The organism is Streptomyces sp. NPDC002076, from assembly GCF_053593835.1.
On the sequence record NZ_JBSFDI010000006.1, the window covers coordinates 332643 to 357139 of the forward strand.

The following is a 24497-nucleotide window of genomic DNA, read 5'->3' on the forward strand; positions in this document are numbered from 1 at the left end:
AACCGCCGTGAGCTGGGGCTTGTCACAGGCGGTCGCCGGTGATCGCTTTCGGTCACGCAGTGAGCGTGTCGTGGGCTTTGTCAAATGATTCCGCTGCTTCCGTCCTTCTCGCCCTGGATACGGATGGCATAAGCGGCGCAGCCGGGTTCACACGCAAACAATTCGACTCTTCCCGTGACACGGGTGAGCGGGTTAACGTTCCGTTGCTTCGGCGTTGAAGCAGGGCTGTGACCAGCACGCTTCCACACCTCCCCGATTTACTTGGAAATCCAAGCAAAATCGCAGGTCAGGTGGGGTTTCACAGAAATGTGGAGCACTGGGTAACGTGATGGTTGCAGGGCGCTCGCCGGGGCACCTGTCACGCCTGTACCCGGCCGAGTGGCACCCACCCCGTGCCCGGTGGTCGAAACAGGTGAGCCGCACTGGCCTACCGGCAACCCCGGGGGCCGGAACGACGGAGGAGCACACGTGACCGTGGACAGCAGTGCCGCGCGCAAGCCGCGACGCAGCGCCGCAGGCAAGGCCGGCACCACCGGCAGCAAGACCACCCGCACCACCCGCGCCGCCGCGAAGAAGAGCACCGAACCGGAGCTCGTCCAGCTGCTGACGCCGGAGGGCAAGCGGGTCAAGAACGCCGAGTACGACGCCTACGTCGCCGGCATCACCCCCGAAGACCTGCGCGGCCTGTACCGCGACATGGTGCTCACCCGCCGCTTCGACGCCGAGGCCACCGCCCTGCAGCGCCAGGGCGAGCTGGGACTGTGGGCCTCCCTGCTCGGCCAGGAAGCCGCCCAGATCGGCTCCGGCCGGGCACTGCGCGACGACGACTACGTCTTCCCCACCTACCGCGAGCACGGCGTCGCCTGGTGCCGCGGGGTCGACCCGACCAACCTGCTCGGCATGTTCCGCGGCGTGAACAACGGCGGCTGGGACCCCAACGGCAACAATTTCCACCTGTACACGATCGTCATCGGCTCTCAGACGCTGCACGCCACCGGCTACGCGATGGGCGTGGCCAAGGACGGCGCCGACAGCGCGGTCATCGCCTACTTCGGCGACGGCGCGAGCAGCCAGGGCGACGTGGCCGAATCGTTCACCTTCTCCGCGGTCTACAACGCACCCGTCGTGTTCTTCTGCCAGAACAACCAGTGGGCGATCTCCGAGCCGACCGAGAAGCAGAGCCGCGTGCCGCTCTACCAGCGTGCGCAGGGCTTCGGCTTCCCGGGCGTGCGCGTGGACGGCAACGACGTGCTGGCCTGCCTCGCGGTCACCAAGTGGGCGCTGGAGCGCGCCCGCAGCGGCGAGGGCCCCACCCTGGTCGAGGCGTACACCTACCGCATGGGCGCCCACACCACCTCCGACGACCCCACCCGCTACCGCGGCGACGAGGAGCGGCTGGCCTGGGAGGCGAAGGACCCGATCCTGCGCCTTCGCCGGTACCTGGAGGCCTCAAACCACGCGGACGAGGGATTCTTCGCGGAACTCGAGGCCGAGTCCGAAGCGTTGGGCAAACGAGTGCGCGAAGCGGTCCGTGCCATGCCCGACCCGGACCACTTCGCCATCTTCGAGAACGTGTACGCGGACGGGCACGCGCTCGTCGACGAGGAACGAGCGCAGTTCGCCGCCTACCAGGCGTCGTTCGCTGACGCAGCTGAAGGGGGTCGCTGAGATGGCCGAGAAGATGGCGATGGCAAAGGCCATCAACGAGTCGCTGCGCCGCGCCCTGGACGAGGACCCCAAGGTCCTCGTCATGGGTGAGGACGTCGGCAAGCTCGGCGGCGTGTTCCGGGTGACGGACGGCCTTCAGAAGGACTTCGGCGAGAGCCGCGTCATCGACACCCCGCTTGCCGAGTCCGGCATCGTCGGCACCGCGATCGGTCTGGCGCTGCGCGGCTACCGCCCGGTGGTGGAGATCCAGTTCGACGGCTTCGTCTTCCCGGCCTACGACCAGATCGTCACCCAGCTCGCGAAGATGCACGCGCGTTCGCTGGGCAAGGTCAAGATGCCGGTCGTCGTCCGCATCCCCTACGGCGGCGGCATCGGCGCGGTCGAGCACCACTCGGAGTCCCCCGAGGCGCTGTTCGCGCACGTGGCGGGCCTGAAGATCGTGTCTCCGTCGAACGCGTCGGACGCGTACTGGATGATGCAGCAGGCCATCCAGAGCGACGACCCGGTGATCTACTTCGAGCCCAAGCGCCGCTACTGGGACAAGGCCGAGGTGGACGTCGAGGCGATCCCCGCCCCGCTGCACAAGGCCCAGGTCGTCCGCGAGGGCACCGACCTCACCCTGGCGGCGTACGGCCCGATGGTGAAGCTCTGCCAGGAGGTCGCGGCGGCCGCCGCCGAGGAGGGCAAGTCCCTGGAGGTCCTGGACCTGCGCTCGGTGTCGCCGCTGGACTTCGACGCCATCCAGGCCTCGGTGGAGAGGACCCGCCGTCTGGTCGTGGTCCACGAGGCACCGGTGTTCTTCGGCTCCGGCGCGGAGATCGCCGCCCGGATCACCGAGCGCTGCTTCTACCACCTGGAGGCACCGGTCCTGCGGGTCGGCGGCTACCACGCCCCCTACCCGCCGGCCCGCCTGGAGGAGGAGTACCTGCCGGACCTGGACCGCGTGCTCGACGCCGTCGACCGCTCGCTGGCGTACTGAGGAGAAGGTCGTGACGACGATGACGGAAGCGTCCGTACGCGAGTTCAAGATGCCGGACGTCGGCGAGGGACTCACCGAGGCCGAGATCCTCAAGTGGTACGTCCAGCCGGGTGACACGGTCACCGACGGTCAGGTGGTGTGCGAGGTCGAGACCGCCAAGGCGGCCGTCGAACTGCCCATCCCCTACGACGGGGTGGTCCGCGAACTCCACTTCCCCGAGGGCACCACGGTCGACGTGGGCACGTCCATCATCGCGGTGGCGGTGGCCGGCGCGGCAGCCGCCGAGACCCCGGTCGAGCAGCCGCAGACAGCCGTTGAGGAGCCCGAGCCGGAGGCCAAGCCGCAGGGCCGTCAGCCGGTCCTGGTCGGGTACGGCGTCTCGACGTCCTCCACCAAGCGCCGCCCCCGCAAGGGTCCCGAGGTCACGGTCCCGGCGCCTGCCCAGGCGATCCAGACCGAGCTGAACGGCCACGGCCATGGCGCGGTCGCCGAGAAGCCCCGCCCGCTGGCCAAGCCGCCGGTGCGCAAGCTGGCCAAGGACCTCGGCGTCGACCTCGCCACGATCACCCCGTCCGGCCCGGACGGCATCATCACCCGCGACGACGTCCACGCGGCGGCCACTCCGAAGCAGGCGGAGCCGACGCCGACCCCGGTCGCCGCGGCTCCGGTGACGCCGGCCCCGGTCGCGTCCTACGACGGCGCCCGCGAGACCCGCATCCCGGTCAAGGGCGTCCGCAAGGCCACGGCGGCGGCCATGGTCGGCTCGGCCTTCACCGCGCCGCATGTCACGGAGTTCGTGACGGTCGACGTGACCCGCACGATGAAGCTGGTCGAGGAGCTGAAGCAGGACAAGGAGATGCAGGGCCTGCGGGTCAACCCGCTGCTGCTGATCGCCAAGGCCCTGCTGGTCGCCATCAAGCGCAACCCGGAGATCAACGCGTCCTGGGACGAGGCCAACCAGGAGATCGTGCACAAGCACTACGTCAACCTGGGCATCGCGGCGGCCACCCCGCGCGGCCTGATCGTGCCGAACATCAAGGACGCGCACGACAAGACGCTCCCGCAGCTGGCGGAGGCGCTCGGCGAGCTGGTCTCGACGGCCCGCGAGGGCAAGACATCCCCGGCGGCCATGCAGGGCGGCACGGTGACCATCACCAACGTCGGCGTCTTCGGCGTCGACACCGGCACGCCGATCCTCAACCCGGGCGAGTCGGCGATCCTCGCGGTCGGCGCGATCAAGCTCCAGCCCTGGGTCCACAAGGGCAAGGTCAAGCCGCGTCAGGTGACGACCCTGGCGCTGAGCTTCGACCACCGCCTGGTCGACGGCGAGCTGGGCTCGAAGGTGCTGGCGGACGTGGCGGCGATTCTGGAGGAGCCGAAGAGGCTGATCACCTGGGCGTGACGGCTCCGGGTGGGTACCGTTGGAAAGCCTGAGGGGGGCGGCCGCAAATTCGTCTTGCGGCCGCCCCCCTCTGCTCTTCGGGGTTGTTCAAGGCTGGTTCAGCACGTACACCGGCGCCCCGTCCTCGACTCCGCCCCGGGAGCGGATGCAGCGTCAACTGCCGTAGATTTGGCGCATGCTAACGGGGGAGAAGGCCACAGCTCGGCATGCGAGACCCAAAGCGGAAGCGGGCGTGGGGCGGGCCTCTGTGCTCATGGCCGGGGGGACCGTCGTATCGCGGGCCAGCGGGCTGATCCGTCAGGTGCTGCAAGGAGCCGCGCTCGGGACAGGGCTGCTCGCGACCACGTACAACACCGCCAACACCGTGCCGACCAGCCTGTACACCCTGCTGATCGGTGGTGCGCTGAACGCCGTGCTGGTGCCGCAGCTGGTGCGGGCCCGGGCCACCCATGCCGATGGCGGGCGGGCGTACGAGCAGCGGCTCGTGACTCTCGTCGTCAGTGTGCTGGCCGTCGGGACCGTGCTCGCCGTGTGGGCGGCACCGGAGATCGTGAGCCTGTACATAAGGGACACGCCCAAGGCGCACGCGGCGTACCGGCTGACCGTCGTCTTCGCCCGGTTCCTGCTTCCGCAGATCTTCTTCTACGGACTGTTCGCCATCCTCGGCCAAGTGCTGAACGCACGTGAGAAGTTCGGCGCCATGATGTGGACGCCCGTGCTCAACAATGTCGTCCTCGTGGCGATGTTCGGCGTCTACCTCGGGATGATGACCGTCCCGCACTCGGTCGCCGACGTCACCGACGCCGAGGTCCGCTGGCTCGGCATCGGCACGACCCTCGGGATCGCCGTACAGGCTCTCGCGCTCATCCCCTTCACCCGCGCCGCCGGCTTCCGCTTCCGGCCCCGTTTCGACTGGCGCGGCGCGGGACTCGGCTCCGGGATCCACGCGGCCAAGTGGACGCTGCTGTTCGTGCTGACCAATCTGGTCGCCCTCACCGTCGTCACCAACTACGCCAACGCCGCCGACCAGCGGCTGCCGAAGGCGGGCGTGGGCTACACGGCGTACAGCTACGCGCAGACCATCTGGATGCTGCCCCAGTCCATCGTCACCGTCTCGCTCGTCACCGCTCTGCTGCCGCGCATGAGCAAGGCGGCGGCCGAGGGGCGGATCGCTGATCTGCGTGCCGATCTGTCCCGGGCGCTGCGGGTCAGCGGCGTCGTGATCGTCCCGGCGGCCTTCCTGTTCACCGCGCTCGGACCGGACATCGCCGTCCTCCTCTTCGCCCACGGCGCCGCCGACGCTGCCACGGCCCAGCCCCTGGGGCACATGCTCCAGGCCTTCGGGCTCGGCCTGATCCCGTTCTCCGCGCAGTACCTGCTGCTGCGTGGCTTCTACGCCTTCGAGGACACGCGTACGCCGTTCTTCATGGCCGTGTGGATCGGGGTCGTCAACATCGCGCTCGCCACCGCCTGCCATGTGCTCCTGCCCGCGCGGTGGGCGGTCACCGGCATGGCCGGCGCCTACACCGTCTCCTACTTCGCCGGGCTCGTCCTCACCGCCCGTCTGCTGGCCCGCCGCACCGGCGGCCGGCTTGACGACGGAACCCTGCGCGGCACCTACGGCAAGCTGCTGTGCGCCGGAGGCGTCGCGGCGGTCGCAGGCTGGGCGGCGGCGCGGGGCTGTGCCGGGGTGGTGGGGCACGGCACGGCGGGGGCGGTCCTGGCAACCACCGTCGGCACGCTGGCACTCGCTGTCGTCTATCTACTGCTGGCCAGGGTGCTGAAGATCGGCGAACTTCGGCGGATTCCCGGCTTTCACTGACAGTTAATGCCCCTAATTGCCTTCTCTCGCACGGTCCCTGATGTCACATCAGGGATTGATCAGGGTGCCGTCCGGGAGGTCACGGATGGTGATGGAGGGGACGCGGCGGCACGCTGGTGACATGACGAAATCCGCTGCCGTTCGCCCCGGTTCCTCCCCTGTGCCTGACGTAGCTTCCTCCGCCTCCCCAGCCTCCTCACCCTCATCCACCTCCGTCCGCCGTGTGGCCATCCTCGCGGGCGCCGCTGTCCTGGCCGGTACGGCGGCGGTGTGCGCGCCTGGTGTCGCCTACGCGGCGCCTCGCGTCACCGCCGCCTCCGCGACCGACTTCGGCGACTGCCCGGCACTGCCCGACGGCGTCGACCCGAGTCGATGGAGATGCGAAGTGCACACGGCCGCCCCGCGGTTGACCCTCGGCAAGGTCACGGTGGACCTCGCCCCGATCACCATGACGCATGCCGAAGGTCCCATGCCGGACGGCAGCAAGGGCCAGGTGTGGGGTGCGATGCACAGCTCCCCCACCGCCATACCGGGAGGACTGACCGGCACACCGGCGGGGGATCGCGCGGCCGTCCTGAGGCTGGCGATACAGCCGGAGTACGGCGGGCGGTCCGACTTCTACACCGGGCAGTTCAGCCTCCGCTTCCGGCTCCTCGGCCCGTTGGTGCCGCAGGGCTGCACCATCGGCGCGGGCGAACCCGTCGACTTCCAGCTGAAGCGCTCCGGTCCCTCCAAGTGGGTCTCCCAGGACCCTCCGGTGATCGAGTTCTCTGCCTACGACGACACCTTCACCGCCCCGGCCGCCGAACACTGCGGACCCCTCACCGCACCCCTCAACCGACGCCTCGGCCTGCCGGCGGCCGAAGGGAATCTGCTGTCGTACGACGCCTCGTACACCTTCAAGACCTACGACCAGCTCCCCGCCCGTGACGACGACAAGGAACAGAAAGGAGGGAACCTTTCGCGCTGACGCCGACTCCTGACCCGGCGACGCGGGCCCGACGGGGGACCGCACCGGCCCGATAGGGGTCAGGCGTGACACCGCACACCGACCGTCCAGACCGTCCACTGCCGAAGGACGAGCGTGCCGAGCACCGTCTGCTGGACGTGCGCTCCACCCGGCTGCATCTCGCCGAGTACGGCGGCACCGGCACCCCGCTGCTGAAGCTGCACGGCTTTCCGCAGCACTGGTACGCCTGGCACAAGGTCGCCGGGCAGCTGGCCGACGCATACCGGCGCGACGGATACCGGCTGCTCTGCCCGGACCTGCGCGGCTTCGGCTGGTCGCGGATCACGCGGGGCGGCTACGACATGGACAGCCTGGCGGGCGACGCGCTCGCGCTGCTCGACACCCTCGGGCTGGAGCGGGTCGGGCTGGTCGGGCACGACTGGGGAGCGCATCTCGGCTTCCGGCTGTGCCTGAGGGCGCCGGAGCGGTTCACCGGGTACCTCGCGCTGAACATGACCCATCCCTGGCCCCGGCACCGCGCGGTCCTGCCCAACCTGTGGCGGCTGTGGTATACCGCGTTCGTCGAGTACCCGGTGCTCGGGCGGGCCGTGCTGCGGCACTGGCCCGGCTTCACCCGCTTCCTGCTGCGTCACCAGGTCGCCGACCCGGCGGCCGTGTGGACGCAGGCGGAGATCACCGAGTACGCCACCGCCACCTCGGAGAGCGCCCTCGCCGTCCAGTCCCTGTTCTGGCAGTACGTCCTGCACGACATCCCCGCGCTGCTACGGGGCACGGCGCGGCGGCAGCGGCTGACCGTGCCGACGCTGCTGCTCGGCGGGGAGCGGGACAACGTGGTCGTGCCGTCGATGCTGGCGGGCGCCGAGCCGTACGCCGACGAGCTGCGTGTGCGGCTGGTGCCGGGGACCGGTCACTATCTGCCGCAGGAGCGGCCGGAGGAGGTGGCGGCGGCGATCCGCGAACTCTTCGTGCCCTTCGCCCGAGAGGACCAGGCGGTCTAACGCAGCGCCGCCCGCTCGGCGACCCGGTCGACGAACGCCCGCCCGCGCCGTTCGCCGAGAAGGCGGCCGTAGAGCCACTGGGCGGGGCGCAGGGCGGTGGGGCGGGTCGCGCCGAGGACGGCGAAGCGGGTGCCGCCGGCCTCGGGGGCGGCCGCCATGCCGCCGACGATCAGCCGGGACTGCATCAGGCACCAGCCGGGCGAGAGCCGTACGTCGAAGGACTCCGTCAGGCCCGAACGGCCCACCGCAAGCGCCCGTTTGCGGTCCGTGTCACCGGGTGGCACGCGGAACTCGCGGAGGAACGGCACCAGATGGGGCAGTTCCGCCTCCAGGTCGGCGGCCACCGCCCACACCCGGTCGTACGGCAGCGCCAGATGCTCCTCGGTGTACAGACCGGCGTGCAGCCCCGCGGCCAGCACCCGCAGCCGCAGCACCGGATCGGAGGAACTCATCGTGACCACGCCTTCCGGAAGGAGGAACGGGCCCGGCTCAGCCGGGACTTGACAGTGCCCTGGGGTACGCCGAGCAGGGCGGCGACGGTGGCCTCGTCCAGTCCTTCCAGTTCGCGCAGGACGAGGACCGCGCGGTGCCGGACCGGCAGCCGGGCCAGTGCGTCCCGCACGTCGGCGGGCAACTCACCGTCGGCGTCCGCGCGCAGTGCGCCGAGGTGGGCCAGGTCGGCGGGGTCGGCCGGTTCCTCGGCGGAGGTGCGGCGGGCGACCCGGACCGCCTCGCGCACGGTGGTCGTGCGCACCCAGCCGTAGAAGGCCCGTTGGTCGCGGAGCGTGCGCAGGCCTTTGAAGACGGCCAGGAGCGACTCCTGTACGGCGTCGGCCACGTCGTGCGGGGCGATCGGGCGGCAGAGCCGGGTCACGTACGGGGTGATCAGCGTGAGCAGTTCGTCCATGGCCAGGGCGTCCCCGTCCTGGGCGGCCCGGACCAGTGCGGCGGCCGTGTCCCAGGGTGCCGCCCGGCCGTCGTCCTCCCCCTGGATGTCCATGGCCGGCTCAGTCCCGCGACCGCATCGCGTTCAGCAGGGCCGCGCCCCGTTCGGCGTCGTCCACGCTCACGGCGAAGTCCGTGCGGCGGCCGCGGGGGCGTACGACCAGGCAGTCGCCGGCGCGGAGCATGACCGTCGTGCCGAGGCCGCTGAGGCGGTAGCCCCAGCCGCCGACCTGGGAGGGCTGCCGGCGCTCGGCGCGTGCGGACTCGATGGCGGTCGGCGACCAGTGGCGGGCGGGCCAGCCGAGCGGGCCGAACGACACCTCAAGGCCGGCTTCCGACACCTTGGCCTGGACGGAGGAGGAGAGGGCACCAGTGAGCGAGACGGTGGCGCACACGACGCACAGCGGGACCAGCACGGTGGCACTCGCCAGACCGGCGACCAGTGCCACCAGCGCGCCGGCGGCGATCAGGCCGGTCAGTGCGGCCAGCAGTTGCAGCCAGGGGTTGGCCGCGCGGGAGAACCACACCAGCCGCTCGCCCTCGGGCAGGTTCAGCGCGGGGGTCGGGGCGGCCGGCGGGGTGGAGCCGGTGCGGGTGGTCAGCCACCAGGCCACCACCCCGGCGACCGCCGCGAGAGCTAGGGGGAGTACGACTCCGAGCGCCGGTTCGCGGGCCTCGTGCCAGTCGGTGCGGTCCAGGTTCGCGCGGACGACGGAGGCCTGTGCGCCGACGAGCACCGCCGCCGTGGGCGCCAGGGCGATCGCCCGCCAGGGGCGTGCGGCCGGCCAGGAGCGGCGCCATCGCACGCTCAGCGCGAGGGCGATCAGCAACCAGATGCCGGCCGGGAACAGGGAGGCCTCCCACAGCGGCATCGAGCCGTCGGGGGCGGCACCCCCGCTCCAGTGGGTCGCCAACCGGTCGGGCAGCCGACCGTGCGCGGCCCAGGGCAGGCCCGCGAGCAGCGCGGCGACGGCCACCGTGCATCCCGCGAGCCCCCAGCGCCCGGCGCGCCTTCGGGTACCTGTCCACTCGTATCCGCCGCGGTTCCGGTCGTCCTCGTCCCGGTCCCGTTCGTCCCCGTCGGTCATGTCGTGGTCCCCCGGATCATCTCGATGAGGTCGGTGCGGCTGTAGCCGAGCCGGGATGCCTCCGCGACCAGCTCCCGCACTCTGATCTGCAGTCCGGAGCGCCGGGCCGCCCCTTCGGCGACGGTGATCCCGCGGCCGCGGCGAAACTCCAGCAGGCCCTCGTCCCGCAGTTCGCGCAGGCCGCGCAGGACCGTGTTGACGTTGATGTCCAGGGCCGTGGAGAGATCGCGGGCCGAGGGCAGCCGGTCGCCGGTGCGGCACTCGCCCTCGGCGATGGCCCGCCGGATCGCCGCCGCGACCTGCTCGTGCAGGGGGCGGGTGTCGGTCTTGTCCAGACGCAGCAGCATGGTGCCAATGACACTAGCACCAACGGTGTCATTGTGCGCCCGGGCAGCGGAACGGGCCCGCCGCTGGCGTGCGACGGGCCCGTGGGTGTCCGGTGAGGTGTCAGCCGAGCTTGGCGAAGCCGTAGTCGAGGAGCTTCTTCGCGTCCGCCTCGCGCTGGGGGATGGAGGTGGAGGCGAGGACGGTGCCGATGATCGTCTTGTTGTTGCGGGTGGCGGCAAAGACCAGGCAGTAGCCGGCCTCCGGGCCGGAGCCCGTCTTCACACCGATGGTGCCGCTGTAGCTGCTGAGCAGACCGTTGGTGTTGGTCCATGGGGCCATCGTGCGGATGCTGCCCGTCTTGGTGACGGTCTTCGCGGTGTACGACTTCGTCTTGACGATCGCGCGGAACGTGGAGTTCTGCATCGCGCTGCTGGCGATTTTCGTGAGGTCGCGCGGCGTCGAGTAGTTGTTGCCGTTGCCGATGCCGTCGAAGGAGTCGAAGTGCGTGTTCGTGAGCTTGAGGCTCTTGGCGGCGGCGTTCATCTTGCTGATGAAGTTCGACACGCGCGCGGCACGGGTGGTGCCGGTGCCGTAGGTGTCGGCGAGCGCGTAGGCGGCGTCGCAGCCGGACGGCAGCATCAGGCCGTACAGCAGCTGACGGACGGTGACCTTGTCACCGACGATCAGGTGCGCCTGGGAGGCGTTGTTCGCGACCACGTAGTCGCTGTACGCCTTCTGGATCGTCACCTTCTTGTCGAGGTTGAGGTTCGACTGCGCGAGCACGACCTTGGCGGTCATGATCTTGGTGGTGGAGCCGGTGGAGCGCCGGGTGTCCGCCGCCTTGGTGTAGAGCGTCGTACCGCTCACGTTGTTCATCACGTAGCCGCCCTTGGCCACGATCGTGGGCGTCGTGAGGGCCTGAGCGGGCGTCGCGGTGAGGGCACCGGTCGCGAGCAGCGCGCCGGAGGTGACGGCGACGGCGGCGGCTCTGCGGATGCGGGTGCTGTGGGTGCCCTTAATGCCGGTAATCAAAGTGATGTACCCCGATTGTCGTGAATGCCCCTGAAGTGCGGCCGAGTTGAGGTGGCAAGAGCAGAGGGCCGCACGTGTGAGACACGTAAGTAGCACAGAAGGTTGCGCGATTGCTGTGTGCGATCTTCGTCACATCCACCGCCGCGTCCGCCGTCGCGTTCGGATGCTGGACGCCACTGCCGCATGCGTACGTGTTGTATCTATCATGTGGACATGCAGACGGCCGTACAGCAGCACACCCGCCGAGACCCCAAGCCCCCGCCCGCCGCCGACCGCGTGTACGCCCACGTCAAGCAGGGTGTTCTCGACCGGCGGTACGAGGGCGGCACCCTGCTCACCGAGGGGGAGCTGGCCGAGGCCGTCGGGGTCTCGCGCACGCCCGTGCGGGAGGCGCTGCTGCGGCTGGAGGTCGAGGGCCTGATCCGGCTCTACCCGAAGAAGGGCGCGCTGGTGCTGCCGGTCTCCGCGCAGGAGATCGCGGATGTCGTGGAGACCCGCCAGCTGGTCGAGGAGCACGCCGCCCGCAAGGCCGTACCCGCCCCGCCCGGGCTGCTCGAGCGCCTGACCGAGCTGCTGGAGCTGCAGAAGGCGCAGGCCGCCGCTGGTGATCTGGCCGCGGCCGCGGTCACCGACCGCAACTTCCACGCCGAGATCGTGCGCAGCGGCGGTAACGAGATCCTGGCCCGGCTCTACGACCAACTGCGCGACCGGCAGCTGCGGATGGGCGTCGCCGTCATGCACTCCCATCCCGACCGGATCGCCAAGACGCTCGCCGAGCACGAGGAGATCCTGGACGCGCTGCGCGCCGGGGACGCGGAGGCGGCCGTCGGGGTCGTGCACCGGCATGTGAGCTGGTTCGAGCACCTCGCGCGGGGTGAGGTCCGATGAGCGCTCCGGCGCGCAACCTCACCCTTCCGGGTGATCCACCGGGCGGCCGACGCGCCGTCACCGTGTGGTCCATAGGAGTCGCCGTCTACTTCGTCGCCGTCATCTTCCGTACGTCACTGGGCGTGGCGGGGCTGGACGCGGCGGACCGCTTCCATGTGAACGCGTCCGCCCTGTCGACGTTCTCCATCCTCCAGCTGCTGGTCTACGCCGGTATGCAGATACCCGTCGGCCTGCTCGTCGACCGGCTCGGCACGAAGCGGGTGCTGAGCATCGGGGCGGTCCTCTTCACGGCCGGTCAGCTGGGGTTCGCCTTCTCGCCCTCGTACGGCACCGCCCTCGCCTCCCGTGCCCTGCTGGGCTGTGGTGACGCGATGACCTTCATCAGCGTGCTGCGGCTCGGCACCCGCTGGTTCCCGGCCCGGCGAGGGCCGCTGGTCGCGCAGCTCGCGGGGCTGGTCGGCATGGGGGGCAACCTGGTCTCCACACTGGTCCTCGCCCGGCTGCTGCACGGCATCGGCTGGACCCCGGCGTTTGCCGGCAGCGCGCTCGCGGGTGTCCTCGTCCTCGTGCTGACGCTGCTGTTCCTGAAGGACCATCCCGAGGGGTACGAGCCGGAGCCGGTGCCGCACCAGGGCGCGGCGTATGTGCGCCGGCAGATCGCGGCGGCCTGGCGGGAGCCGGGGACCCGCCTCGGACTGTGGGTGCACTTCACCACCCAGTTCCCGGCGATGGTGTTCCTGCTGCTGTGGGGCCTGCCGTTCCTGGTCCAGGCGCAGGGGCTCAGCCGGGCCACGGCCGGTGAGCTGCTCACCCTGGTCGTGCTGTCCAACATGGTGATCGGGCTGGTCTACGGCCAGATCATCGCCCGGCACCACGCGGCGCGGCTGCCGCTGGCGCTGGGCACGGTCGAGGCGACCGCGCTGCTGTGGGCCTCGACGCTGCTGTATCCCGGTGCGCATGCGCCGATGTGGCTGCTGGTGGTGCTGTGCACGGTGCTGGGGGCGTGCGGTCCGGCCTCGATGATCGGGTTCGACTTCGCGCGGCCGGCCAATCCGCCCGCGCGGCAGGGGACGGCGTCCGGTATCACCAACATGGGTGGTTTCATCGCCTCGATGACGACGTTGTTCGCGATCGGGGTGCTGCTGGACGCCACCGGGGACGACTACGCCGTGGCGTTCTCGGCGGTGTTCGTGCTGCAGGCGCTGGGGGTGTCCCAGATCCTGCGGCTACGGGGGCGGGCGGCCCGGCGTGAACGTGAGCGGCTGGTGGCGAGCCGGGTGGAGACGGTGCACGTTCCCGCATAGGTGCCCTGCGCCGGTGCGGGCCTCACCGGGGGCTGCCGCCCTCAGCCCCCGCAGCCACCGGCACTACGGCGTCACCGTGAAGTTGCGCAGGATCGCCGCCGTCAGGTCCGGATCGCCCTCGGTCTTCACCCGGTCGGCCACCGCCTCCGGGGTCACCCGGCCGCAGGCGAGGCGGACGTAGGTCTCCCAGTCGAGGGTGAGAGCGGCGGCGGGGCCGAGGGCCGGGGCGGTTTCCAGGGTGCCGCGGCCCTGGATGTCGACGCGGATGGTGCGCAGGAACTCCACCGGACCGTGCACATCGAAGACGATGGCCGAACTGCGCGGTGCGTCCGCGTCCTTCGCCACGACCTTGGGGAGTGCGTCCAGGAGCACGTCCCGGGCCACGTGCGCGCCCGGTGAGTCCAGGTTGCCGGGGCGGCCGAGGGCCGTACGCAGGTCCTGCTCGTGCACCCATACGTCGAAGGCACGGGCGCGGTAGGCCTGTTCCACCGTGATCTCCGCGCCCAGCGGGCCGCGGACCGTGGTGCCCGGGTCACGCGACTCGTTGCGCAGCTGGCGGTTGCGGCGGATGACCGTGTACTCCAGCTCGGCCGTCATCTCCGGCGCCGTGTGGTGGCGGCGGACGTCGACCTGCACCTCCGTGTACCGCTGGTGCTCGGTGGTGACGTGGAAGAGGTCACGGGGGAGGGAGTGGATCGGGCGCGGGTCGCCGAGCATCTCGCAGTCCATGCCGATGACGTGCGACACGATGTCCCGGACCGACCAGCCGGGGCAGGGGGTCCGCCGGTTCCACTCGCCCTCCGCGAGCGACTGGACCATCTCGGATATCGCGTCGATGGAGTGCGTCCAGGCGTCGGCGTAGGGCTGGAGGGTGGGATGCAGACTCACGGAACGGGACCCCTCGGCGGTCGGTACACGGGCAGGTTGTGGCGGCGTTGCCAGCGGGCGGCGGCGGCACTCGGCGGGTGTCTGGGAGGCTAAGTTACGCTGCCCGCAGGCACCCCGGCAGTGCTTTCGTGTGACGATCGTAGGCCTGTGTGGACGACTCGAATGCCAGGACGGTGGTAGTGTGCGCGCCTCGCTGATCCAGATCGCCGTGAACGAGGACGAATCGGTCGACACCCGGCGGCAGCGGGTGGCCGCGCTGGTCCGGGAACAGGCCGGTGCCGACCTGGTGGTCCTGCCCGAGCTGTGGACCACCGGCGCCTTCGCCTACGAGGAGTTCGGCCGCGAGGCCGAGCCGCTCGAAGGGCCGACGTACGAGACGATGGCCAAGGCCGCGAGTGACGCGGGTGTCTGGCTGCACGCGGGCTCGATTCCCGAGCGCGACCCTGACGGGCCCCTCTACAACACCTCTCTCATCTTCTCCCCCTCCGGTGAGCTTGCTGCCGCCTACCGCAAGATCCATCGCTTCGGCTTCGACAAGGGCGAGGCCGTGCTGATGGGCGCCGGGCGGGACCTGGTGACGGTCCGGCTGCCCGGGACCACGCTCGGCGTGGCCACCTGCTACGACCTCCGTTTCCCCGAACTCTTCCGGTCACTGGTCGACGCCGGCGCCGAGACACTGGTGATCCCGGCGGGCTGGCCCGAGCGGCGACGCGCGCACTGGACGCTGCTGGCTCAGGCGCGGGCGGTGGAGAACCAGGCGTTCGTGCTCGCCTGTGGAACGGCCGGGACGCACGCCGGAGTTCCGCAGGCGGGTCACTCGATCGTGGTGGATCCGTGGGGCGAGGTGCTCGGCGAGGCGGGCCCGGACGAGGAGGTCCTCACCGCCCACTTCGACCCGGCGAAGGTCGCCACCACCCGCGAGCAGTTCCCGGCGCTGAAGGACCGCGTGCTGGGCCTGGAACCGCCGCGCCGCTGAGGTCTCTCGGCCGGCCTCAGTCCCCTTCCCGCTCCTTCTGCGCGAGATGGATCACGCACACCGCCACCGCGATCAGCAGGGCCGGGTCCGCGTCCTCGCGCACGATGTCGACACCGTAGGTGTCGCGGAGGGTCAGCCAACGCCGGGAGATCACGGCCAGGAGTTCGCCGTCGTACTCGATGGCGAACTCGTGGTCGAGGATCTTGCCGCTGACGTCCAGCTCGGTGCCGTCGACCAGGGACACCCGGTAGTGGTTGCGCAGCAGGGACAGCCGTTTGCGCTTGACGGTGGCCAGGCCCTCGCCGTCCCGCTCGATCACCATCGTGTCGCGCAGCGCCAGCATCTTCTGGTGGATGTCGATCAGCACGCGCCCGTGGGCGTCCTTCAGCTGGAAGGTGTCCCGCAGCCGCATGGCCTTGCCGTCGACGAGAAAGACCTTCCGGCCGTGCTCGTCCTCGATCCAGTAGTCGTCACCGATGCCGAGCAGCCGGTCGTGTACGAGGAGTCTCATGCGGGTACCGTTCCCCGCCGCGCGTTGATCATCACGGTCCGGCCGAAGGCGCCTGCCGGTTGCGCTCAGCACGGCCCTCCGGAGCGAGTCGCCCGCTGATCGCGCTCATCAGGTCCTTCCGGACCGAGCCTTCCGCCGGTCGGACTCGCCAGGACCCGCCGGCCCGAAGCGCCTGCGGTACGCCGATGGGCTGAGCCCCGTCTCCCGGCGCAGCCGGGCCCGCAGGTTGGCCGCCGTACCCAGGCCGCAGCGGGCCGCGACGACGTCCAGGCGCTCCTCGCCGCGCTCGATCAGCCGGCAGGCCAGCGCCACCCGCTCCCCGGTGAGCCAGGCCAGCGGGGTCGTACCCAGCTGCGCGCGGAAGCGGCGGTGCAGGGTGGCGGGGCTGACGGCCGCGCGGGCGGCGAGGTCCGCCACGGTCAGCGGTTCGCCCAGCCGCTCCTGCGCCCAGCTCAGCAGCGGGCCGAGCGACTCGTCGGGCACCTCGGGCACCGGGCGCTCCACGAACTGCCGCTGGCCACCGTCGCGGTGGGCGGCGAAGACCAGGCGCCGGGAGACGGCGTTGGCGAGTTCGGCGCCGTGGTCGCGGCGCCAGAGGTGCAGCCCGAGGTCGAGCGCGGCCGCGCTGCCGGCGGCGGTGAGGATGTCGCCCTCGTCCACGAAGAGGACGTCCGGCTCCAGCAGCACCTTGGGATGCAGGTCCCGGAAGGTGTCCGCCCACATCCAGTGGGTGGTGGCCCGGCGCCCGTCGAGCAGTCCGGACTCGGCGAGGGCGAAGCTGCCCGTGCAGAAGCTGACGATGCGCGCCCCGCGCGCGTGGCTGCGCCGGATGGCCTCCAGGACGTCGGCGCCGCGCGGTACGACGTTGTCGGGGCGTCCGGGGACGACGAGGGTGTCGGCCTCGTCCACCGCCTCCAGGCCGGGTACGCCGGTGAGGGTGAAGAAGCCGTGGTTCATCCGGATCCGCGGGCTGGGCGTGCACAGCGTGACCGTGTACAGCGGCCCCCGGTCGCCCAGTTCGGGCCGGGGCAGTCCGAACAGTTCGGTCGCGACACCGACCTCGAAGGGGTTGGTGCCCGCGTCCACGATCACCACGACCCGGTGCGGCGGCACGCCCCGGTGCGAGGGCTGAGAGGATCCTTGCGGCATATGCGATTCCTAGCACTCGTGGGGCGGTACCGGAACCCCGCACGATGACCCCATGGAACCCATCTCCGAACCCATCGCCCTGGACAAGGCCTTCGCCTCCTTCACCGAGTGCTGGAGCCCGCGCATCGTCGCCGCCGTCAACGACTACGACGTCCGGATCGCCAAGTTCGAGGGCGAGCACGTCTGGCATGTGCACGAGAACACCGACGAGTTCTTCCTGGTCCTCGACGGCGAGGTGCACCTCGGCCTGCGCGAGCCGGCCGGTGAGCGCACGCTCGTCCTGACCAAGGGCTCGGTGTTCACCGTCCCGCGCGGCACCTGTCACAAGCCCTCCGCGCCCCGCCGCGCCGAGGTCCTCCTCTTCGAGCCCACCGGCACGCTCTCGGTCGGCGACCGGCACGATGAGGTCCCGGACCATGTGGATGTCACGACGGGCCGCGCGCTGACGTAGGCACGCGCCGAGTTCATTGCCTTTGACTGGTGCACGTGGACCGAGGCCGGTCCGGCTGTAAGGAAGTCACGCGGAAGGGATTCGACGCGGCCAGGAACGCGGTTACGTCGGGTGCCGTACGGACCCTGATCGTCTGGAAGCCGGATCGTCTGAGCCGGAAAGGGAGCGCCGAAGTCGGACCGCTCCTGGACGAGTTCGACGAGGTCGGCGGACGGCTGGTCTCTGTCATGGACGGGCTGGATTCGACGCTTTCCGGGGACCGGCCGGCCATGGCCTCGCTGTCCGAGTGGGCACGCACCGAGGCTGAGACGCAAGGTGAACGCATTCGTCACGCCAAGCAGTACCTGCGTAGCCGGGGCAGGTGATCGGTGGGCAGCCGCCCTACGGGTTGCGTATCGCCCCCGGCTCCGGGCGATTGACGCCGGACCCTGAGACCGTGGTGTACGCACGTCTGATCGCCGACGAGGCGGGCGATGGCCGCCCGTGTCGAGGAAGCGGTGGTCCACGCCTTCCTGAGCAGGAATCCGACGCTTGTTGCGCAGTGGGAGCGGAGCGAGGTACAGGAAAGACGAGCGCTCCTCTTTGCCGCAGTGGAAAGGGTATGGGTGACCAGGGCTCCGGGCCGGGGGCGACGGTTCGATCCCGAGAAACGGCTTCGGATCGTCTGGGCGGGCGAAAGTCACGAGGAATAGCCCGGGCTCATGTGTGGTTGGTCTCGATCATGGCAAAGCACGCACGCGTTCGAGCCCCCGAACTGGTTGGCAAGGGTGGCTGGATCAATACGGGTGACAAGGAGCTCGGTCTCGCTGAGCTCCGAGGACGCATCGTAATTGTTGATTTTTGGACATTTTGTTGCGTGAACTGCCTTCACGTCCTGGACGAGCTGCGCGAGCTGGAGGAGAAGCACCGGGACACGGTGGTGATCATCGGTGTGCACTCCCCGAAGTTCGTGCACGAGGCCGAGCACCAGGCGGTCGTGGACGCCGTGGAGAGGTACGGGGTCGAACATCCGGTGCTGGACGATCCCGAGCTCGCCACCTGGAAGCAGTACGCGGTGCGCGCCTGGCCGACCCTCGTCGTCATCGACCCGGAGGGGTATGTCGTCGCCCAGCACGCGGGCGAGGGGCACGCGCACGCCATCGAGCGGCTGGTCGAGGAGCTGGAGGCGGAGCACGGGGCGAAGGGCACCCTGCGCCGCGGCGACGGTCCGTACGTGGCGCCGGAGCCCGAGCCGACGACCCTGCGCTTCCCCGGCAAGGCCCTGCTGCTTCCGTCCGGGCACTTCCTGGTCAGCGACACCACCCGGCACCAGCTGGTGGAGCTGGCCGAGGACGCCGAGACCGTCGTACGGCGCATCGGCTCCGGCACGCGCGGCTTCGCGGACGGCGGTCCGGAGGAGGCCGCCTTCAACGAGCCGCAGGGCCTGGCGTCGCTGGAGGACGGAGCGGTGGTGGTGGCCGACACCGTCAACCACGCCCTGCGCCGCCTCGACCTGGCCACGGGCGCGGTGACCACCCTGGCCGGCACCGGAAGGCAGTGGTGGCAGGGGTCCGCCACCTCCGGCCCGGCCCGCGAGGTGGACCTCTCCTCGCCCTGGGACGTGGCGGTCTTCGGCGGCCGGGTGTGGATCGCGATGGCGGGCGTCCACCAGTTGTGGACGTACGACCCTGTGGCGGGCACGGTCGCCGTGGCGGCGGGCACCACCAACGAGGGCCTGGTCGACGGCCCCGGCGCCGAGGCCTGGTTCGCCCAGCCCTCCGGTCTCGCGGCGACCGCCGAGCGGCTGTGGCTCGCCGACTCCGAGACGAGCGCCCTGCGCTGGGTGGACCTCGACGGGCATGTCCACACGGCGGTCGGCACCGGCCTGTTCGACTTCGGCCACCGGGACGGCGCCGCCGGCCAGGCCCTGTTCCAGCACCCGCTGGGCGTCACCGCCCTGCCCGACGGCTCGGTGGCGGTCGCCGACACCTACAACCACGCCCTGCGCCGCTACGACCCGGCGACCGGCGAGGTCACCACGCTGGCCACCGACCTGCGCGAGCCCAGCGACGCCGTGCTCGTGGGTGAGGACATCGTGGTCGTGGAGTCGGCCCGGCACCGGCTGACCCGGCTGCGGCTGCCCGAGGAGGCGGTGCGGGTGGAGTCGGTCGCCCACCGCACCCAGCGCGCGGCGACCGAAGTCGCCCCCGGCAGACTCCGGCTGGACGTCGTCTTCCAGGCCCCCGCGGGTCAGAAGCTGGACACCAGATACGGTCCCTCGACCCGTCTGCTGGTCTCCTCGACCCCGCCCGAGCTGCTGCTCAAGGGCGAGGGAGCGGACCCGGACCTGAGTCGTGACCTGGAGCTGAACCCGGAGGTCACGGAGGGCGTCCTGCATGTCTCGGCGATGGCCGCGAGCTGCGACGACGATCCTGCGAACGAGTACCCGGCCTGCCATGTCCACCAGCAGGACTGGGGCGTCCCGGTCCGTCTCACCGAGGGCGCGCCGGACCGCCTGCCGCTCGTCCTCGCGGGGATGGACGAGCAGTAGGCAGGCGCACTCGTCGGATCAGGCGCCCGCGTCAGACGCCGTACCCGTCGGTGTAGCCGTCGTCGCGGTAGTGGTGGTGATGGTGCGGGTCCTCCTCCACCACCGGTGTCGGCGGGACCACGACCCGCCGGCGCCGTGCGATGCCGCTGAACGTGGCGACGCCGATCAGGCCCACGGCCATCAGGATCACGCCGACCACGTCGAGGTTGACGCCGCGCATGTGCCAGTCGGTCGCGAATGTGAGGATGGCTCCCACGGCTATGAGGATGATGCATCCGCCGAGCCCCATGAGACCTCGCCTCCCCTTCCGGTACCGGAATCTCCGGTCCCGGCCGGGTACCCGGCGAGGTCCCGGCTAGCCCTCCAGAAAGGCAGTCAGGGCGTTCGCCAGCAGGAACGGGTCGTCGGCGCCGCACAGTTCACGGACGCTGTGCATGGAGAGGACCGCGACGCCGATGTCGACCGTGCGGATGCCGTGGCGGGCCGCGGTGATGGGGCCGATCGTCGTGCCGCACGGCATGGAGTTGTTGGAGACGAACGACTGGAAGGGCACGTCCGCCTTCTCGCAGGCCGCCGCGAAGATCGCCCGGCCCGAACCGTCCGTGGCGTAGCGGTTGTTGACGTTGACCTTGAGGATCGGGCCGCCGTTGACCCGCGGGTGGTGCGTGGGGTCGTGCCGCTCGGCGTAGTTGGGATGCACGGCGTGGCCGGTGTCGGAGGACAGGCACACCGTGCCGGCGAAGGCCCGGGCCCGGTCCTCGTACGAGCCGCCGCGGGCGAAGACCGAGCGCTCCAGCACGCTGCCGAGCAGCGGGCCGTCCGCGCCGGTGTCCGACTGGGAGCCGTTCTCCTCGTGGTCGAAGGCGGCCAGCACGGGGATGCGGGTGAGCGGGGCGCCGGAGGCCCCGGCCGAGACGAGTGCGGCCATGGCCGCGTGCACCGACAGCAAGTTGTCCATGCGCGGGCCGGCGACCAGCTCCCGGTCCCGGCCGAGGTAGGCGGGGGCCTCCACCGGGTGCGTCATCAGGTCCCAGCCGGTGACCGAGTCGGCCGGGAGACCGGCCTCCTGCTCCAGGAAGGCGATCAGATCGCCGTCGCGCACATCGTCGCCGAGGCCCCAGACCGGCTGCAGATGACGCTGCTTGTCGAGCTTGAGCCCCTCGGAGCTGACCGAGCGGTCCAGGTGGATGGCCAGTTGGGGCACGCGCAGCAGCGGCCGGTCCACGTTGACCAGGACCGTGGAGCCGTCCCGCAGGCTCAGCCGGCCGGCCAGGCCCAGGTCGCGGTCCAGCCAGGAGTTCATCAGCGGGCCGCCGTAGATCTCGACGGCGACCTGACGCCAGCCGTGCGCCCCGCTGTCCGGCCGCGGTTTGATGCGGAGGTTCGGGGAGTCGGTGTGCGCGCCGACGATGTGGAACGGCGTGTGCGGCTCGGCGCCCTCGGGGACGTACCAGGCGATGATCGCGCCGCCGCGCAGCACGAACTTGCCGCCGCTCGCCGAGTCCCAGGCGTCCGTCTCGGCGACCTGCCGGAAGCCCGCCTTCTCCAGCCGCTCGGCGGTGTTCGCCACGGCGTGGTACGGCGTCGGGCTCGCCGCCAGGAAGGACATCAGGTCGTCGGTGTGGCCGCGGTCGAAGCGGGCTGGTGCGCTCATGGGTTCACCTTAACGACGTGCACGGGCCCGCTCCCGGAAAGGGAGCGGGCCCGCACAGGGAATCCGCAGGAATCCGCAAGTACCTTCCAGAACGCGGCCTGGTCCTAGAACGCGGCCTCGTCCAGCTCCATCAGGTCCAGCTCGACACTCGAGGCGACCTTGCGGGCGAGGGTGACACCCGGGAGGACGTTCGCCGCGAAGAACTTCGCCGCGGCGATCTTGCCGGTGTAGAACGCCTGGTCCTTGGCGGAGGCCGTGGCCAGCTTCTCGGCGGCGATCGCGGCACCCTTCAGCAGCAGGTAGCCGACGACGACGTCACCGGAGGCCATGAGCAGCCGGGTGGTGTTCAGGCCCACCTTGTAGATGTTCTTGGTGTCCTGCTCGGTGGCGGCGAGGTCGGTCAGCATCAGGCCGACGATCGCCTCCAGCTCCACGGCCGCCTTGGCCAGGTGCTCACGGGCGCCGGCCAGCTCCTCGCCGCCGGTGCCGAGCGCCAGGAACTTCTTGATGTCCTCGGCGAGGGAGTTCAGCGCGGCTCCCTGGTTGCGGACGATCTTCCGGAAGAAGAAGTCCTGGCCCTGGATCGCGGTGGTGCCCTCGTAGAGGGTGTCGATCTTGGAGTCCCGGATGTACTGCTCGATCGGGTACTCCTGCAGGAAGCCGGAGCCGCCGAAGGTCTGCAGCGACTGGGCGAGCTGCTCGTAGCCCTTCTCGGAGCCGTAGCCCTTGACGATCGGCAGCAGCAGGTCGTTCAGCGCGTGCTCGGCGGAGGCGTCCTCGCCGGCCGCCTCCTTGAGCTGGATCGCGTCCTGGACGGAGGCGGTGTACAGCACCAGGGCGCGCATGCCCTCCGCGTACGCCTTCTGCGTCATCAGCGAGCGGCGCACGTCCGGGTGGTGGGTGATGGTGACCTTGGGCGCGGCCTTGTCCATGAACTGCGCGAGGTCGGGACCCTGGACGCGCTCCTTGGCGTACTCCAGCGCGTTCAGGTAGCCGGTGGACAGCGTGGAGATCGCCTTCGTGCCGACCATCATGCGGGCGAACTCGATGATGCGGAACATCTGGCGGATGCCGTCGTGCTTGTCGCCGATGAGCCAGCCCTTGGCGGGGTGCTGGTCGCCGAAGGTCATCTCGCAGGTGTTGGAGGCCTTCAGGCCCATCTTGTGCTCGACGTTGGTGGCGTAGACGCCGTTGCGCTCGCCCAGCTCGCCGGTCTCGAAGTCGAACTCGTACTTCGGCACGAGGAAGAGGGAGAGCCCCTTGGTGCCCGGACCGGCGCCCTCGGGACGCGCGAGCACGTAGTGGAGGATGTTCTCGGACATGTCGTGCTCACCGGAGGTGATGAAGCGCTTCACGCCCTCGATGTGCCAGGAGCCGTCCTCCTGCTGGATCGCCCTGGTACGGCCGGCGCCCACGTCGGAGCCCGCGTCGGGCTCGGTGAGCACCATCGTGGAGCCCCACTGCTTCTCCACGGCGATCTTGGCTATGTGCTTCTGGACCTCGTTGCCCTCCTCGAAGAGGATGCCGGCGAACGCCGGGCCCGAGGAGTACATCCACACGGCCGGGTTGGCGCCCAGGATCAGCTCGGCGTAGGCCCAGATCAGGGAGCGCGGCGAGGTGGTGCCGCCGATCTCCTCGGGCAGGCCGAGCCGCCAGTACTCGGAGTCCATGAAGGCCTGGTAGCTCTTCTTGAAGGACGCCGGGACCGGCGCGGTGTTGGACTCGGGGTCGAAGACCGGCGGGTTGCGGTCGGCGTCGGCGAAGGACTCGGCCAGCTCGTTCTCCGAGAGGCGGGTCATCTCCTCCAGGATGCTCTTCGCGGTGTCGACGTCCATCTCCTCGAACGGGCCGGTGCCGTACACCTTGTCGCGCCCCAGTACTTCGAAGAGGTTGAACTCGATGTCGCGGAGATTCGACTTGTAGTGCCCCATGGCGACGGCTCCGTAGAGGGATCGGCGAGGCACTGACTCCTCGCACCTAGTTCACGTACCAACAAGTGGCCATGATGATGCTACCCGTCGGTAATAAGAAGCAACCCCTGCCGGTCCAAGTGTGAGAAGGGTCTACTCCGGCGTGTCCTCCAGCCCGTCCGTGAGCAGGGCCGCCCACTGCTCCGGCTGCTCGGCGAAAGCAAGGTGACCGCCTGGTATCTCCACCAGCCGGGCTCCCGGGATGCCCTCGGCCACCGCGTGGTGCAGCCGGGGCGGGATCAGATGGTCGTCGACCGGTGAGACGACCAGCGTGGGTACGGCGATCCGGCCCAGGTCCGCGGTCACGTCCAGCCGCTCCACCAGCTCCACGTGCTCCGGCGTCCCCTCCGGCACGGCCGCTCCCCTCTCCTTCACCGCCGCCTCCAGTTCCTCCGGGGTCATCGCCTCCAGCGCGGCCGGACTCAGGGCGTGGGCGAACAGGAAACGGCCGAGCGTGTCGGGGTCCCCCGACTCCACCAGCGTCCGCCACACGCGCGCAGTGAGCCGTACCTGCGCGTCGGCGCGCGCGAAGGGTGCGGTCAGCACGAGTCCCGTCACCCGCTCCGGGTACCGCACGGCCAGCCGTATCGCCACCGGCCCGCCCAGCGAGTAGCCGGACGCACCGAACCGCTCGATGCCCTCGGCGTCGGCGACCGCCACCAACTGGTCGGCCAGGTCGTCCAGTTCGAGCGGCCGGGTGGCGGGCGGGGTGCTGCCCGCGCCCGGACAGTCGGCGCCGATCACCGTGTACCGCGCGGTCAGCCGGTCCATCACCGGGCCGTAGTTGCGGTCCAGGGATCCGCCGGCGCCGTGCGCGAGGAGCAGGGCGGGGCGGGACGTGCTGTCGGACATGAGCCCCCCGGGGTCGCTGTCCGTCGATGTCTTCAGTGGTCGTACGGAACCTAACAGGATTGTCTAGCGACCGCTACATAATTTCTCCCCGAC

General features: G+C 70.5%; 24 protein-coding genes. 12 read left to right on the top strand and 12 right to left on the bottom strand.

Translation table 11 applies throughout. The features are described 5' to 3' along the window. The first annotated feature begins 468 nt into the window (after positions 1 to 468). From pdhA to ACWCQS_RS16010, 6 genes are all read left to right on the top strand, one after another. On the top strand, positions 469 to 1668 hold the full coding sequence (gene pdhA / locus ACWCQS_RS15985) for a pyruvate dehydrogenase (acetyl-transferring) E1 component subunit alpha (protein ID WP_388622952.1): 1200 nt from the start codon (positions 469 to 471) through the stop codon (positions 1666 to 1668). 1 nt (position 1669) lies between these two features. Next, positions 1670 to 2647 carry an alpha-ketoacid dehydrogenase subunit beta gene (locus ACWCQS_RS15990; protein WP_388622954.1) on the top strand — a complete coding sequence of 326 codons (978 nt, stop codon included), beginning with the start codon at positions 1670 to 1672 and terminating at the stop codon, positions 2645 to 2647. 10 nt (positions 2648 to 2657) lie between these two features. Next, on the top strand, positions 2658 to 4049 hold the full coding sequence (locus tag ACWCQS_RS15995) for a dihydrolipoamide acetyltransferase family protein (RefSeq protein WP_451004966.1): 1392 nt from the start codon (positions 2658 to 2660) through the stop codon (positions 4047 to 4049). 253 nt (positions 4050 to 4302) lie between these two features. Beyond that, on the top strand, positions 4303 to 5871 hold the full coding sequence (gene murJ / locus ACWCQS_RS16000; RefSeq protein ID WP_451004967.1) for a murein biosynthesis integral membrane protein MurJ: 1569 nt from the start codon (positions 4303 to 4305) through the stop codon (positions 5869 to 5871). A gap of 223 nt (positions 5872 to 6094) precedes the next feature. Next, positions 6095 to 6841, top strand: a complete 747-nt coding sequence (locus ACWCQS_RS16005) for a hypothetical protein (RefSeq protein WP_451004968.1) — start codon at positions 6095 to 6097, stop codon at positions 6839 to 6841. Between the two features lie 65 nt (positions 6842 to 6906). Further along, on the top strand, positions 6907 to 7839 hold the full coding sequence (locus tag ACWCQS_RS16010; protein ID WP_451004969.1) for an alpha/beta fold hydrolase: 933 nt from the start codon (positions 6907 to 6909) through the stop codon (positions 7837 to 7839). On the opposite strand, the gene ACWCQS_RS16015 is transcribed toward ACWCQS_RS16010, so the two are convergent. The 5 genes from ACWCQS_RS16015 to ACWCQS_RS16035 all read right to left on the bottom strand — a co-directional run bounded on the left by ACWCQS_RS16015 (position 7836) and on the right by ACWCQS_RS16035 (position 11231). After that, entirely contained in the window at positions 7836 to 8291 is a 456-nt protein-coding gene (locus ACWCQS_RS16015) for a hypothetical protein (protein WP_451004970.1), read from the bottom strand. The two genes, ACWCQS_RS16010 and ACWCQS_RS16015, sit on opposite strands and share 4 nt — an antisense overlap. Further along, a complete protein-coding gene (locus tag ACWCQS_RS16020; RefSeq protein ID WP_451004971.1) occupies positions 8288 to 8839 on the bottom strand; it encodes an RNA polymerase sigma factor in 552 nt (183 codons plus the stop codon). Before ACWCQS_RS16020 ends, ACWCQS_RS16015 begins: the two co-directional genes overlap by 4 nt. A gap of 7 nt (positions 8840 to 8846) precedes the next feature. After that, positions 8847 to 9872, bottom strand: coding sequence for a DUF1648 domain-containing protein (locus ACWCQS_RS16025; RefSeq protein ID WP_451004972.1), 1026 nt, complete (start codon positions 9870 to 9872; stop codon positions 8847 to 8849). Then, on the bottom strand, positions 9869 to 10219 hold the full coding sequence (locus ACWCQS_RS16030; protein WP_388622974.1) for a GntR family transcriptional regulator: 351 nt from the start codon (positions 10217 to 10219) through the stop codon (positions 9869 to 9871). The genes ACWCQS_RS16025 and ACWCQS_RS16030 overlap by 4 nt, the downstream gene beginning before the upstream one ends. Positions 10220 to 10319: 100 nt before the next feature. Continuing rightward, a complete protein-coding gene (locus tag ACWCQS_RS16035; protein ID WP_451004973.1) occupies positions 10320 to 11231 on the bottom strand; it encodes a D-alanyl-D-alanine carboxypeptidase family protein in 912 nt (303 codons plus the stop codon). A 213-nt stretch (positions 11232 to 11444) separates the two neighbouring features. On the opposite strand from ACWCQS_RS16035, the gene ACWCQS_RS16040 reads away from it, so the two are divergent. Together ACWCQS_RS16040 and ACWCQS_RS16045 are read left to right on the top strand one after the other, a co-directional pair. Next, the gene (locus tag ACWCQS_RS16040) at positions 11445 to 12119 is read left to right on the top strand and encodes a GntR family transcriptional regulator (RefSeq protein WP_451004974.1); all 675 of its coding nucleotides are present in this window, start codon (positions 11445 to 11447) and stop codon (positions 12117 to 12119) included. Continuing rightward, positions 12116 to 13423, top strand: a complete 1308-nt coding sequence (locus tag ACWCQS_RS16045) for an MFS transporter (protein WP_451004975.1) — start codon at positions 12116 to 12118, stop codon at positions 13421 to 13423. The genes ACWCQS_RS16040 and ACWCQS_RS16045 overlap by 4 nt, the downstream gene beginning before the upstream one ends. A gap of 63 nt (positions 13424 to 13486) precedes the next feature. Here ACWCQS_RS16045 and ACWCQS_RS16050 read toward each other — a convergent pair whose 3' ends face one another. Then, positions 13487 to 14311, bottom strand: a complete 825-nt coding sequence (locus tag ACWCQS_RS16050) for a maleylpyruvate isomerase family mycothiol-dependent enzyme (protein ID WP_451004976.1) — start codon at positions 14309 to 14311, stop codon at positions 13487 to 13489. A gap of 181 nt (positions 14312 to 14492) precedes the next feature. On the opposite strand from ACWCQS_RS16050, the gene ACWCQS_RS16055 reads away from it, so the two are divergent. Beyond that, positions 14493 to 15287, top strand: a complete 795-nt coding sequence (locus ACWCQS_RS16055) for a carbon-nitrogen family hydrolase (protein WP_451004977.1) — start codon at positions 14493 to 14495, stop codon at positions 15285 to 15287. A 16-nt stretch (positions 15288 to 15303) separates the two neighbouring features. On the opposite strand, the gene ACWCQS_RS16060 is transcribed toward ACWCQS_RS16055, so the two are convergent. Together ACWCQS_RS16060 and ACWCQS_RS16065 are read right to left on the bottom strand one after the other, a co-directional pair. Then, positions 15304 to 15798, bottom strand: coding sequence for an LURP-one-related/scramblase family protein (locus tag ACWCQS_RS16060; protein WP_451004978.1), 495 nt, complete (start codon positions 15796 to 15798; stop codon positions 15304 to 15306). Positions 15799 to 15906: 108 nt separating this feature from the next. Next, entirely contained in the window at positions 15907 to 16947 is a 1041-nt protein-coding gene (locus tag ACWCQS_RS16065) for a helix-turn-helix domain-containing protein (RefSeq protein ID WP_451004979.1), read from the bottom strand. A gap of 52 nt (positions 16948 to 16999) precedes the next feature. On the opposite strand from ACWCQS_RS16065, the gene ACWCQS_RS16070 reads away from it, so the two are divergent. The 3 genes from ACWCQS_RS16070 (at position 17000) to ACWCQS_RS16080 (ending at position 19928) form a co-directional block, all read left to right on the top strand. Beyond that, positions 17000 to 17398, top strand: a complete 399-nt coding sequence (locus tag ACWCQS_RS16070; protein WP_451004980.1) for a cupin domain-containing protein — start codon at positions 17000 to 17002, stop codon at positions 17396 to 17398. A 35-nt stretch (positions 17399 to 17433) separates the two neighbouring features. Further along, positions 17434 to 17763 (top strand): recombinase family protein, encoded by a 330-nt coding sequence (locus tag ACWCQS_RS16075; RefSeq protein WP_451004981.1) that lies wholly within the window; start codon positions 17434 to 17436, stop codon positions 17761 to 17763. 356 nt (positions 17764 to 18119) lie between these two features. Beyond that, complete coding sequence (locus tag ACWCQS_RS16080; RefSeq protein ID WP_451004982.1) at positions 18120 to 19928, top strand: NHL domain-containing thioredoxin family protein; 1809 nt, start codon at positions 18120 to 18122, stop codon at positions 19926 to 19928. Positions 19929 to 19959: 31 nt separating this feature from the next. On the opposite strand, the gene ACWCQS_RS16085 is transcribed toward ACWCQS_RS16080, so the two are convergent. The 4 genes from ACWCQS_RS16085 to ACWCQS_RS16100 all read right to left on the bottom strand — a co-directional run bounded on the left by ACWCQS_RS16085 (position 19960) and on the right by ACWCQS_RS16100 (position 24404). Then, positions 19960 to 20217 carry a DUF6458 family protein gene (locus tag ACWCQS_RS16085; protein WP_450981460.1) on the bottom strand — a complete coding sequence of 86 codons (258 nt, stop codon included), beginning with the start codon at positions 20215 to 20217 and terminating at the stop codon, positions 19960 to 19962. Positions 20218 to 20283: 66 nt separating this feature from the next. Continuing rightward, a complete protein-coding gene (locus ACWCQS_RS16090; protein WP_451004983.1) occupies positions 20284 to 21582 on the bottom strand; it encodes a M18 family aminopeptidase in 1299 nt (432 codons plus the stop codon). A 104-nt stretch (positions 21583 to 21686) separates the two neighbouring features. Continuing rightward, complete coding sequence (locus ACWCQS_RS16095) at positions 21687 to 23513, bottom strand: acyl-CoA dehydrogenase (RefSeq protein ID WP_451005082.1); 1827 nt, start codon at positions 23511 to 23513, stop codon at positions 21687 to 21689. A gap of 132 nt (positions 23514 to 23645) precedes the next feature. Beyond that, positions 23646 to 24404, bottom strand: coding sequence for an alpha/beta fold hydrolase (locus ACWCQS_RS16100; protein ID WP_451004984.1), 759 nt, complete (start codon positions 24402 to 24404; stop codon positions 23646 to 23648). Positions 24405 to 24497: the final 93 nt, after the last annotated feature.